Below are 11983 nucleotides of genomic sequence, written 5' to 3' on the forward strand. Positions count from 1 at the left end.
CGGCCGGGGGCTCTGCCGTTGGTTCACCGTTCTACGATGCGTGTGCACTACATGAGAGGCCGTGAGCATGCCGCACATCGACATCGACTACGCCGACACCCTGTCCGGCGTCCTGGATCTGCCCGCCCTGGTGGCGGAGCTGCATCCGCTGGTCGTGGAGCGGGTGGACTCGGTGGGGGTCGGCAAGACGTTCTGCCGCCCCTCGGCGGCCTTCGTGGACGGGGCGCCGGGCGCCCCCTTCGTACACGTCACGGTGGGCCTGCTCGCGGGCCGTACGGGCGGGGCGAAGGCGAGGCTCTCCGAGGACGTGCTGGCGCTGCTCGGCAAGCATCTGTCGGGCGTCGAGGGCGCGACGTACTCGGTGGAGGTCCGCGACCTGGACCCGTCCTACCGGCTGCATCCGACGCACTGAGTCATACGGTCGTCACCGAGTGTGCGAGGGCACCGTCCGAATTCCGGACGGTGCCGTTTCTTTTTTAACGACTCCTTTGCGGTTCCCGTGCACAGGGTGCAATTCGGGCAGCTAATGCTTCTGCGTTCACGTGCCTGTAAAGCCAAGGTCATCTTCGGTGTTCGCATGCCCATTGCAACACCAGGGGGCAAACTCTTGGGAAAGCCAGGCGACTTGGGCATGTGGGCCGCTGCGGATTCCGTAGGCAAATGACCGTTGACGTTCCGGATACCGCCGGGGTTCGATGACGCGCCGGGAGTCACTGGAACACACCGCTCAACAGCCTTCGGAGGCGATAGCGCTCCCGCCGCAGCACCTGCCGCACGAGTCGATCGGAACCGCGCTTCATGACCGATACGCTTCGCCCGCCCACGCCCGCCGTCACCGAGGCCCCCTCCTCGGCGGCACCGGCCGATCCGGGTGGCCCCCAGAAGCTCAAGCGTTCCATCGGCGTCGTGGGAGGCACCCTCCTCACGCTGTCCTGCGTGACGCCCGCCTCCACGCTCTTCGTGGTCGTGCCCGACCTCTTCTCCTCGCTCGGCACCGCCACCGCGCTCACCATCGCCATCGGCTCGCTGCTCTGCGTCGGCGTCGCGTTCTGCTACTCGGAGCTCGGCACGCTGATCCCCAGCGCGGGCGGCGAGTACGCGATGGTCTCGACGATGGCGGGGCGCCTGGCGGGCTGGCTGGTCTTCGTCCTCTCCCTGCTCGTCGTGATGATCGTCCCGCCCGTCATCGCGATGGGCACGGCCGACTACCTCGCCCCCGTCATCCACCTCGACCCGTCCTACGCGGGCGCGGGCGTCATGATCCTCGCCACCCTCGCGGGCCTGCTCGACCTGCGCGCCAACGCCTGGATCACCGGCGTCTTCCTGGTCCTGGAAGTCATCGCGGCCGGAGTGGTCGCCGTACTCGGCTTCGCGCACGCCGAGCGGGGCCCGGGCAGCCTGGTGGACCTGACGGTGGCGTCGGGACCGGGCTCCGGAGGCTCCGGCGGGGTCGACACCGTCACCGCCATGCTGATCGTCTCCGGCCTCGCCATCGCGCTCTTCGTCACGCAGGGCTTCTCGACGGCGGTCTACCTCTCCGAAGAGCTGGAGAACCCGCGCCGCAACGTCGCGCGCACCGTCCTCACCACGCTCGCCATCTCCTCGGTGATCATCCTGGTCCCGGTGATCGCGATCACCATGGGCGCTCAGAGCCTGACGGCGCTGACCGAGGGCGACATCAGCGGCATGGTGACGGCCTGGTCCAACTCGGCGGTCGGCACGTTCGTCAGCCTCTGCGTGGCCCTCGCGATCATCAACGCGGGCATCGTCATGGTCATCCAGAACTCCCGCGTCCTGTTCGCGTCCGCCCGCGACAAGGCGTGGCCCGCGCCGGTCAACAAGGCGCTCGCGCGGCTCGGCGGGACCGGCGCGCCCTGGGTGGCCACGCTCCTGGTGGGCGTCCCCGGAGCCGTCCTCTGCTTCGTCAACCTGGACACGCTCTACGGAGTGACCGGTGTCTCGGTGACCGGCATGTACCTCCTGGTGGCCGTCGCCGCACTCCTCGCCCGACGCGGCTCGCACGGCGAACGCTCCGCCTGGCGCATGCCGCTGTGGCCCGCGGTGCCGGTGGTGCTCATCGCCGTACTCGCGTACATCCTGAGCCAACAGGAAGTCCCGTACCTCCTGTGGACCGGCGGAATCGTGCTGGCGGCCACCCTGTACTGGGCGCTGTACCTGCGGCCGAGGCGGGAGACGCGGTGGCTGGTGAGCATTCCGGAGGAGGAGCTGGGCTGAATCCAGCCCGTCCGGCGCTTGCGGACGAGCGCGTACCACGAGCGCGGTACGCGGGGCGCTGGGACTACTCCCGCGGGAGGCACGGGGGTTCAGACCGACGGCTGCCCCGGATGTCAGTCACCGCCCGTACGGTTGACGACATGGATCTACGACTGCCCAGGGCCAGGCTCAGGCCCCTCGCACGGCACGGCAGGCGCAGGCTGCTCGCCGCGGCGGCCGCCGTCGCGGTGCTCGCCGGTGTGGGCACGTGGACGGCGGTCGCCTCGGACGAGGACCCCGCCGTGCACCGCTCGGACCTGATGATCGACACCGACGGCGGCCGGGGCGGCGTCCGCATCGACACCTCGTACTTCACGGCGGGCGACACCACCGCCAAGCGCCCCGCCGTCCTCATCGGCCACGGCTTCGGCGGCAGCAAGGCCGACGTGCGCGAGCAGGCGGAGGACCTGGCCCGCGAGGGCTATGCCGTCCTGACGTGGTCCGCGCGCGGCTTCGGCAGGTCCACCGGGAAGATCGGGCTGAACGACCCCGAGGGCGAGGTCGCCGACGTGTCCCGGCTGATCGACTGGCTGGCGAAGCGGCCCGAGATCCAGCTGGACGGGAAGGGCGATCCGCGCGTGGGCGTCACCGGCGCCTCGTACGGCGGCGCGGTCTCGCTCCTCGCCGCCGGACACGACCGCCGGGTGGACGCCATCGCCCCGCAGATCACCTACTGGAACCTCGCGGACGCGCTGTTCCCCGACGGCGTCTTCAAGAAGCTCTGGGCCGGGATCTTCGTCAACACCGGCGGCGGCTGCGACCAGTTCGAGAAGCGGCTGTGCGAGATGTACGACCGGGTCGCCGAGGCGGGCAAGCCCGACGCGCGGGCGCGCGAGCTGCTCGCCGGACGCAGCCCGTCCGCCGTCGCCGACCGCATCAAGGTGCCCACGTACATCGCGCAGGGCCAGACCGACTCCCTCTTCCCGCTCGGCCACGCCGACGCCATGGCCAAGGCGATCCGCGCCAACCACGCGCCCGTGTCCGTCGACTGGATCGCGGGCGGCCACGACGGCGGCGACAGCGAACGCGGCCGCGTGGAGAAGCGCGTCGGCTCCTGGTTCGACCGCTATCTGAAGGACGACAAGAGCGCCGACACCGGCCCCGCCTTCCGCGTCACGCGCACCGGCGGCATCGACTCCACCGACGGCGCGGCCACCCTGCGCGGCGCGAGCGGTGACCGCTACCCGGGCCTGACCGGTGGACCGCGCGAGGTGGCCCTCGGCGGCCGCGAGCAGACCTTCGACAACCCCGCGGGCGCGAGCCCGCCCGCGATCTCCGCCCTGCCGGGCCTCGGTGGCGGCGGCCTCTCCCAGCTCTCCTCGCTCGGCGTCGGCGTCTCCCTGGACTTCCCCGGGCAGTACGCCAAGTTCGACTCCAAGACGCTCGACAAGGACCTGCGCATCACCGGAACGCCCACGGTGCGGGTCCACCTGAAGTCCTCCGGCGAGGACACGGTGCTCTTCGCGAAGGTGTACGACATCGGGCCCGGCGGCAAGCAGCAGGTGCTGCCCTCCCAACTCGTCGCCCCCATCCGGGTCGAGGGCACCAAGCAGGGCAAGGACGTCGAGCTGACGCTGCCCGCCGTCGACCACGAGGTGCAGAGGGGCCACAAGCTGCGCCTCGCCCTCGCCTCGACCGACCTGGGCTACGCGTCGCCGGCCGAGCCCGCCACGTACACCGCCTCCCTGAAGGGCGGCCTCATGGTGCCGACGGCGCCCGGCGTGGAGACCGCCGCCGCGCCGCTGCCCTCCTGGGTGTGGTGGCTGCCGGTCTCCGGAGCGGTGCTCGCGGCCCTGCTCCTGGTCGCCGGACGCAGGCGGACCACGGCGCCCGCGCCCGACCCCGAGCTCGCCGAAGTACCCCTGAAGATCACGGACCTGAGCAAGCGGTACGCGAAGTCCACCGACCGGTACGCGGTCAAGGACCTCGCCTTCACCGTGGAGAAGGGCCAGGTCCTCGGCCTCCTCGGACCGAACGGCGCGGGCAAGACGACGACCCTGCGCATGCTGATGGGCCTGATCCGGCCCGACGCGGGCGAGATCCGCGTCTTCGGACAGGCGATCAGGCCCGGCGCGCCCGTCCTCTCCCGGGTCGGCGCGTTCGTCGAGGGCGCGGGCTTCCTGCCGCACCTCTCGGGCCGGGAGAACCTGGAGCTGTACTGGCGGGCCACCGGACGCCCCACCGAGGACGCCCACCTGGACGAGGCACTGGAGATCGCCGGTCTCGGCAACGCTTCCCCAAGTTCTCGAAAACGCTCGAACAGGGGAGACCCCATCGACCGCGCCGTACGCACGTACTCACAGGGCATGCGCCAGCGCCTCGCCATCGCCCAGGCCATGCTCGGCCTGCCCGACCTGCTGATCCTCGACGAGCCGACCAACGGCCTCGACCCGCCGCAGATCCGCGAGATGCGCGAGGTCATGATCCGGTACGCGCGCGGCGGGCGCACGGTCATCGTCTCCAGCCACCTCCTCGCCGAGGTCGAGCAGTCCTGTACGCATCTGGTGGTCATGGACCGCGGCCGCCTCGTCCAGGCGGGCCGGGTCGCCGACATCGTCGGCTCCGGAGACACGCTCTTCGTCGGCCTCGCGTCCGAGGTCCCCGACCCGCTGGTCGACAAGGTCGCCGCGCTGCCCGGCGTCGTCTCCGTGGCCCGCGCGGACGACGGGCTGCTGATCCGCCTCGACGGCACCGAAGGCGCGAGCGCCGCCCGGCTGCTTCCCGAACTGGTGCGCCTTGAAGTGCCCGTGGAGTCCATGGGCCCGCACCGCCGCCTCGAAGACGCGTTCCTGACCCTGATCGGAGGCGGTGCCGCGTGAGCGCGCCCACCGGACTGCTGGACACCGCCCCCGGCTACCGCGCCGGACGCACACTGCCCCTGCGGGTCGAGGCGGTCCGCCAGCTCAAGCGCCGCCGCACGCTGGTGATGGGCGCCATCATGGCGCTCCTGCCGGTCGTGCTCGTCATCGCCTTCGCGGTCGCGGGCGGCTCGCCCGACTCGCGCGACGGCCGGGTGACCCTGATGGACACGGCCACCGCGTCCGGGGCGAACTTCGCCGCGACGTGTCTGTTCGTCTCCGCGGGCTTCCTGCTCGTCATCCCCGTCGCGCTGTTCTGCGGCGACACCGTCGCCTCCGAGGCGAGCTGGTCGTCCCTGCGCTATCTGCTCGCCGCGCCGGTGCCGAGGGCCCGCCTGCTCTGGTCCAAGCTCGCCGTCGCGCTCGGGCTCAGCGCCGCCGCCATGGTGCTGCTCCCGGTGATCGCGCTCCTGGTCGGCACGGCGGCGTACGGCTGGGGGCCGCTGGAGATCCCGACCGGCGGCGTGCTCCCCGCGGGCACGGCGGCCCAGCGCCTCCTGATCGTCGTCGCGTACGTCTTCGTCTCCCAACTGGTCACCGCGGGGCTCGCGTTCTGGCTCTCCACCAAGACCGACGCACCCCTCGGCGCGGTCGGCGGCGCGGTAGGCCTGACCATCGTGGGCAACGTGCTCGACGCGGTCACCGCCCTCGGCCACTGGCGCGACTTCCTGCCCGCGCACTGGCAGTTCGCCTGGGCGGACGTCATCCAGCCGCGCATGGAGTGGGGCGGCATGATCCAGGGCGCGGCGGTCTCGGTGACGTACGCACTGGTGCTCTTCGCGCTGGCCTTCCAGGGATTCGCCCGCAAGGACGTGGTGAGTTGAGGAGGCCGTCCGGGTGGGGTCGGCTCCTCTGTCCCAGGGTGCAGGAAGCGCTCCTTCCGCAGGGTGATGCGGTCCCCGCGCCGGTCAGGAAGGCTGCTGCCCAGGACCAGTGAGAAGAGGAAGGCCGCATGGCAGCGACCACGTCACCCGACTGGAACACCGTGGGAATCCTGGGGGCCGCGCGCGGCGCGCGGTCCGGCAGCGAAGGACCCATCGGCAGCGAGCACCTGCTGGCCGGAATCACCACGGCCAAGGGAGCGGCGCGCGAGGCGCTCGCGGCCGAAGGGGCGACCAAGGTCGCGCTCCTCGCGGTGCTGCGGGACAGGACGGACCGGGACGAGGCATGGAGCGCCGGCGACGGCGCGGAGGGAACCGTCACCGAGAAGGACGTCCTGGGGGAGGAGGGCGAGGCGCGCACCCGCTACACGGGCGCCGCGGCCGGGGCGCTGACCGCCGCGATGGAACGGGCCCGGCGAGAGGGCGCGGGGAAGTTCGGCGCCGAGCACCTGCTGCGGGGACTCCTCGATGGCGACAACCGCGCGGTGGAGGTGCTGGGCGCGTGCGGCATCTCCCCACAGGCCGTACTCACCCGTCTCGACGGCGGCACCGGAAGCGACGGCGGCACCGGAAGCGACCGCGGCGCCGGAAGCCAGGAGGACGCCCTCGACCCCCTGCTGCACGCCACCCGCGACGTCCTCCTCGGTCACAGCCACTACCGCCGGGCGCCCTTCTGGATGCGCTGGCTGCTCAAGCGCAGCGGGGTCAACTGGGCGGCGCGGCCCGCCTGGTGGGTCAGGATGGAGACCTACGAGCAGGCCCGCCGTCTCGGCAGCGACACGGTGGGCACCGAGCACGTGCTGCTCGCGGTCCTGGCCACCCACGAGGTCGCGCTCCGGTACCCGCACCTGGCGGGGGAGAGCGCCCCAGGACCCGGCTCCCGGTACGCGGGCGGCGAGCGACTGGCCCGCCTGGGCATCGACTACGCCTCGGCGCACAGCGCCCTGACCGCCGGTGAGGGCCTTCGACTGACGCCCGATGCCCGGCCTGTCGAGCGGTACATCGACCAGACCGAGACCGACGGGACCAAGACCGACGAGACCAAGGACCCGGGCACGGGCCCGCTGGTCGAGGCCCTCCTGACGGAGGAGACGCGCGCCCGGCAACTGGTCGACGCGCTGGCCGCCGCGTAGCCGCATCGAGACCCTTCCGCAACGTCCTGGTGCGATCGTTCGAAGCCCCCCTCACGTCACAGTCACAGGCACGGAAGCGGACGACGCGAGGGGGACGGATGCGGACCCGGAAGATACGCCACGGGCTGCTGGCCGCGGCGCTGGCGGGCGGCCTGCTGCTCACCGGTTGCAGCGGCGGGAGCGGCGACAACCAGGCCACGGCCGACGACAAGAGCCGGGGCGGCGGCACCGCACCGCTCCCCGCGCCCGCGGCGCCCGAATCCGGGGGCGGCACACCGGACGAAGGCGAGCAACAGGACCGAGACAAGGGGGAGTTCGCACCCGCTCCCGACTACCTCTCCACCTTCGCCCTGGACGTCGACACCGCCTCGTACGGCTTCGCGCGGCGCACGCTCGCCGAGGGGCGGCTGCCCGACCCGGCGACGGTCCGCCCCGAGGAATTCGTCAACAGCTTCCGGCAGGACTACCGCAGGCCGGACGGCGACGGCTTCTCGGTGAGCGTGGACGGCGCCCGCATCGGCGAGAACGGCTGGTCCCTGGTCCGCGTCGGCCTCGCCACGCGCGGCGCCGACGAGGAGTCCGAACGGCCGCCCGCCGCCCTCACCTTCGTCATCGACGTGTCCGGATCCATGGCGGAACCGGGCCGCCTCGACCTCGTCAAGAAGTCGCTCGGCATCATGACCGACCAGTTGCGCCCCGACGACTCGATCGCACTCGTCACCTTCAGCGACACCGCGGAGACGGTCCTGCCCATGACCCGCCTCGGCGACACGGGCGGCAGTCGCTCCCGGGTGCACTCGGCCGTCGACCGCCTCGAACCCACCCAGTCCACCAACCTCGAAGCGGGCATCACGACCGGCTACGACACGGCTGTGCGCGGCAAGGAGAAGGGCGCGACCAACCGGGTCGTACTGCTCTCCGACGCCCTCGCCAACACGGGCGAGACCAGCGCCGACGCCATCCTGGAGCGGATCTCCGACGCCCGCCGCGAGCACGGCATCACCCTCTTCGGGGTCGGCGTCGGCAGCGACTACGGCGACGCCCTGATGGAGCGGCTCGCCGACAAGGGCGACGGCCACACCGCCTACGTCTCGGACGTCGAGGACGCCCGCGAGGTCTTCTGCGAGCAGCTCCCCGCCCACGTCGAACTGCGGGCCAGGGACGCGAAGGCGCAGGTCGCCTTCGACCCGGAGACCGTCGAGCGGTTCCGCCTCATCGGCTACGACAACCGCCGGGTCGCCGACGAGGACTTCCGCGACGACTCCGTGGACGGCGGCGAGATCGGCCCGGGACACACGGTGACGGCGCTCTACGCGGTACGGGCCAAGCCCGGCGCCGACGGACACCTCGCCACGGCGAGCGTGCGCTGGCTCGACCCGGAGAGCCGCGCCCCGCACGAGGAGTCGGGCCGGATCGAGGCCGCCGACCTGGAGGAATCCCTGTGGCGGGCGGACGGCGGACTCCAAGTCAGCGCCATCGCCGCCTACTTCGCGGACGGACTGCGCTTCGGTGCGGAGAACTACCCGCGGCCGCGGGGTGTGCGGCCGCTCCCCGGCACGCCCTCACTGGAGGAACTGACGCAGCGCGCTCATGAGTTGCCGGGCGACACGGCCGAACGCGAGCCGGTCCGCGAACTGACCACCGCGATCGAACAGGCGGCCCGTCTCGAAGGGCGGGAGCTCTAGGGCCTCAGGGCGCGATCAGCGGAGGAATCTCCGACTCGACGGCCAGGTCGGCGTCCTGGGTCAGCGAGGTATCGGTCAGCGTGTCATCGACCACCGTGTCCTCGGTCGGCGGGACGACGTAGACGTCCATGGCGGAGGTGACGGTCCCGCCGAGGTCGCGGCACCGCTGTGCGGTGATGGGGTGCGGGATGGACGTGACCGTGATGTAGGGCCCCTGATCGGCGGTGTGTCCGGTGATCCGGCAGGACTGGGTGTCGAGCGGGGCGGTATCCGCTCGCGCTGCGGCGACGGGGCTCAACGCGAGCGTGGCAAGGGTGAGCACGGCGAGGGCACGGCGACGGGACATGCGATTCCTTTCACGGAGGGAAGATCCAGCCAGCGTGCAGGCGTCCCGGTGCGCCCGCCATTCGTCGGGGTGCGGACGGTGGGGGGTTGGTCTGTACGGAGTCATGAAGATGCGTGGTCCGCGCGGCGGGTGCAGGGTCAAAACAGGCGGAGGTCGGCCGACTCCGCCGGGCCCTGGTCAAAGGGGCCTTTCTGCCACGGCCGGAACACCCTCGAAAGGACCGCATCAAGATGCGCAGCATTGCCAAGTACGTCGCCGTCGGTGCCCTCGTCACCCCGCTGGTCATCGGAACCGCCGGCATGGCGTCCGCGAACGACGGCCCGGCCTACGAGAAGTCGCAGAACTCGGCGAACAGCAGTGGCGGCCAGCGGACGGAGACCGTCAGCGGCTTCACCCCCGACGGCAAGGCGTACTTCCTGACCACGACGAAGCAGGCCGGCCCCTCCGGCGCGACCGGCCACAGCACGGGTTCGCGTTCCTGACGCTGACACAGCTGGCACAGACGAAGGCTCCCTGCCCACAACTGACGGGCAGGGAGCCTTCGTGCGTGCGGTGGGGCGGGCGCGTCAGGCCGGGGCGCGCAGCGTGAGGGTGGCGCGGGCGTCGGCGGTGGAGAACACGTACGGGCCGGGGCCGACGCCGAGGCTCGCGGTGATGACGGCGTCGGCATCGGCCGCGGCCACGGGGCCCGCGCCGCGCGCGGCGGAGACGACCGACCGGTGCCACGTGCCGTCACAGGTCGGCGCGGCGGTGGCGGTGTAGACGCCGCCCTCGCGGGTGTCGGCGAGGGAGACCGCCAGCGTGTCGGTGCCCAGCTCCGCCTCGCACCGATAGCGGACGGTCACCCGGACGTGGTCGCCCGCAGCGGTGGCCTCGACGATGCTCAGGCGGTCGACCGCGGCGGCGGTCCCGGGGGTGAGCGCCGCCGCGGCGGCGCCGACGGCGAGGACGGACAGGGTGCGGGCGAGCCGGTTGCGGACGTGCGACATGGACCCTCCGGGAAGGTCGTGGGGGCTGGGTTCACACCCAGGGACAGATCGAGTCTGTGCCGATCCCGCCGGGCCCGCAAAGGCAGCCCGCCCGACGCCGTCCGCCACCCGGATGCACCGTCAGGAGGAGAATCCGCAGCCGATCCGACGCGGCATCAGTACTGGTCAACTGCCATATGGCAGGCGACGCGACGGATGTTCCTCACTGCGGGTAATCGCCCCGGATGCGGCCTCCCCGGTGGCGGGGCAAGATCGCTCACGGCGGAAGGTGGCCGATTCCGCTGACCCCTGTGAAGGGGTTTCCCGTGGCCGGCGAACTCTGAAAGGACCGCATCAAGATGCGCAGCATTGCCAAGTACGTCGCTGTCGGCGCTCTCGTCACGCCCCTCGTCATCGGCAGCGCGGGCTTCGCGTCCGCCCACGACGGCGGCCCCGGCTACAAGAAGTCGCAGGACTCCGCGAACTCCAGCGGCGGCATGTCGTCGAGCACGGTCAGCGGCTTCACCCCTGACGGCAAGGCTTACTTCAAGACCACCACGAAGCAGGCCGGCCCCTCGGGTGCCACGGGCAACTCGACGGGTTCGCACTCCTGACGTGGTCCCCCTGCTGTCCGGCCGCTGAGCCGGATCGCCTCGTGAGCCCCGAAGCAACTGCTTCGGGGCTCACGCCTGTGTGCGGCCGAGGCCGCTGACGAGGGTCAGGAGTGGGATTCCGTGGTCGTGTAGCGGATGTGTTCAGGACCGCCCACCGTCAGTCGGCTCTGCTCGAAGTAGGCGGTCCCCGCGGCGTCGAACCCGGACTCCGTCTCGCGGTAGTCGAGGACGCCACCGGCGAAGTCCACACTCTGCTGGTGCCAGGACGGACCGGGATCCGTCCGCTGCGCCGCGACGGCGGCGCCGCCCGAGGCCAGACACAGACCCGTGGACAGTACGAGGGTGCAGACGGTGAGGCGGAACGGTCGGTGGGTGGTGAGCGCAGTCAACATGCCTTGACCCTCAGCCCTCACGGCGGCCCTTTCCGGGCGACGCACCGGCGACTGCCCGCTTTCGACCCTAGTGGGCGTCAGGAACGGGGCTGCTCGACGGGGTCGCGCTCGGGGTCGCGCTCGGGGTGGCGACGGCCTCGGGCGTGACCGAGGGAGTCGCGGCCGGGGGAGTCGCGGCCGGTGGGGTGGGCGCGGTAGGCACGGGGGCGATGGTCGTGCTCGCCGTCCCGGGGGCGAACAGGGCGTTGCCGGGGAAGATGACGGTGGCTGAGGCCGTGTCATCGGCGGCGACGTGGAAGGTACAGGTGAAGCGGCCCTCGCGGGTGGTCACGGTGTTGCACCGCTGGACGGCACCGGCCGTACTGGTGATCTCCACGGACACCGCGAGCTGCGACAGCGGGAACACGAGCGTGTCTCCGTCCACCAGACGGCCGCTCACGTGCAGGGTCGCCCGGTCACCGAGGGAGACCTCCTGGGCGCTGAGCTCGGTGACGACGCTGGCGGTCCGCGTCGAAATGGCCGTGCCGCCGTCCGGCAGCGTCGAGGGAGCGGGCGGCAGGGGATCGGCACCGGCCGGCAGAGCTGTCACTCCCATGGCCAGGGGTACGGCTGCCAAGAACAGTAGATGTCTGCGGGCACCCATCACACAACACTCCCAGAGTCTGACGTTCGCGGTTTCTCTCGTTTACTCCTGCGATGCATGGAGGGTTATGCCACCGGAGCGCCGACGGATAACAGACCCCGGGTCCACCGGGCGGATAGCCCCGCCACTCGGGTGACGCGGACACATTGACGTAGAGCCGTAGAGCCGTAGAGCCGTGGAGCCGTAGAA

12 protein-coding genes are annotated in these 11983 nt (G+C 71.7%); 8 read left to right on the forward strand and 4 right to left on the reverse strand.

Annotated features, from left to right (window positions below):
- The first annotated feature begins 67 nt into the window (after nucleotides 1-67).
- The 6 genes from CP970_RS28025 (at nucleotide 68) to CP970_RS28050 (ending at nucleotide 8831) form a co-directional block, all read left to right on the forward strand.
- Nucleotides 68-412: a 5-carboxymethyl-2-hydroxymuconate Delta-isomerase gene (locus CP970_RS28025; RefSeq protein WP_055543782.1), complete on the forward strand. Its 345-nt coding sequence runs from the start codon at nucleotides 68-70 to the stop codon at nucleotides 410-412.
- Nucleotides 413-798: 386 nt separating this feature from the next.
- Entirely contained in the window at nucleotides 799-2235 is a 1437-nt protein-coding gene (locus CP970_RS28030; RefSeq protein ID WP_055543781.1) for an APC family permease, read from the forward strand.
- Nucleotides 2236-2375: 140 nt separating this feature from the next.
- Entirely contained in the window at nucleotides 2376-5093 is a 2718-nt protein-coding gene (locus CP970_RS28035) for an alpha/beta fold hydrolase (protein WP_055543796.1), read from the forward strand.
- Nucleotides 5090-5956, forward strand: a complete 867-nt coding sequence (locus tag CP970_RS28040) for an ABC transporter permease (RefSeq protein WP_055543780.1) — start codon at nucleotides 5090-5092, stop codon at nucleotides 5954-5956. Before CP970_RS28035 ends, CP970_RS28040 begins: the two co-directional genes overlap by 4 nt.
- Before the next feature lie 128 nt (nucleotides 5957-6084).
- Nucleotides 6085-7146, forward strand: a complete 1062-nt coding sequence (locus CP970_RS28045; protein ID WP_055543779.1) for a Clp protease N-terminal domain-containing protein — start codon at nucleotides 6085-6087, stop codon at nucleotides 7144-7146.
- A gap of 98 nt (nucleotides 7147-7244) precedes the next feature.
- A complete protein-coding gene (locus tag CP970_RS28050; protein WP_055543778.1) occupies nucleotides 7245-8831 on the forward strand; it encodes a vWA domain-containing protein in 1587 nt (528 codons plus the stop codon).
- A gap of 4 nt (nucleotides 8832-8835) precedes the next feature.
- Here CP970_RS28050 and CP970_RS28055 read toward each other — a convergent pair whose 3' ends face one another.
- A complete protein-coding gene (locus CP970_RS28055) occupies nucleotides 8836-9177 on the reverse strand; it encodes a hypothetical protein (protein ID WP_055543777.1) in 342 nt (113 codons plus the stop codon).
- A gap of 230 nt (nucleotides 9178-9407) precedes the next feature.
- On the opposite strand from CP970_RS28055, the gene CP970_RS28065 reads away from it, so the two are divergent.
- On the forward strand, nucleotides 9408-9659 hold the full coding sequence (locus CP970_RS28065) for a hypothetical protein (protein WP_055543776.1): 252 nt from the start codon (nucleotides 9408-9410) through the stop codon (nucleotides 9657-9659).
- 84 nt (nucleotides 9660-9743) lie between these two features.
- Here the strand turns inward: CP970_RS28065 and CP970_RS28070 are convergent, their stop codons facing one another.
- Nucleotides 9744-10166, reverse strand: a complete 423-nt coding sequence (locus CP970_RS28070; RefSeq protein ID WP_055543775.1) for a hypothetical protein — start codon at nucleotides 10164-10166, stop codon at nucleotides 9744-9746.
- Nucleotides 10167-10504: 338 nt separating this feature from the next.
- On the opposite strand from CP970_RS28070, the gene CP970_RS28075 reads away from it, so the two are divergent.
- On the forward strand, nucleotides 10505-10759 hold the full coding sequence (locus CP970_RS28075; RefSeq protein ID WP_055543774.1) for a hypothetical protein: 255 nt from the start codon (nucleotides 10505-10507) through the stop codon (nucleotides 10757-10759).
- Nucleotides 10760-10863: 104 nt separating this feature from the next.
- Here CP970_RS28075 and CP970_RS28080 read toward each other — a convergent pair whose 3' ends face one another.
- Both CP970_RS28080 and CP970_RS28085 read right to left on the reverse strand, forming a co-directional pair.
- On the reverse strand, nucleotides 10864-11151 hold the full coding sequence (locus CP970_RS28080; RefSeq protein ID WP_055543773.1) for a hypothetical protein: 288 nt from the start codon (nucleotides 11149-11151) through the stop codon (nucleotides 10864-10866).
- A gap of 67 nt (nucleotides 11152-11218) precedes the next feature.
- A complete protein-coding gene (locus CP970_RS28085; protein WP_150494073.1) occupies nucleotides 11219-11767 on the reverse strand; it encodes a hypothetical protein in 549 nt (182 codons plus the stop codon).
- Nucleotides 11768-11983 lie beyond the last annotated feature (216 nt).

The organism is Streptomyces kanamyceticus, assembly GCF_008704495.1.
GTDB classification, from domain to species: Bacteria; Actinomycetota; Actinomycetes; order Streptomycetales; family Streptomycetaceae; genus Streptomyces; species Streptomyces kanamyceticus.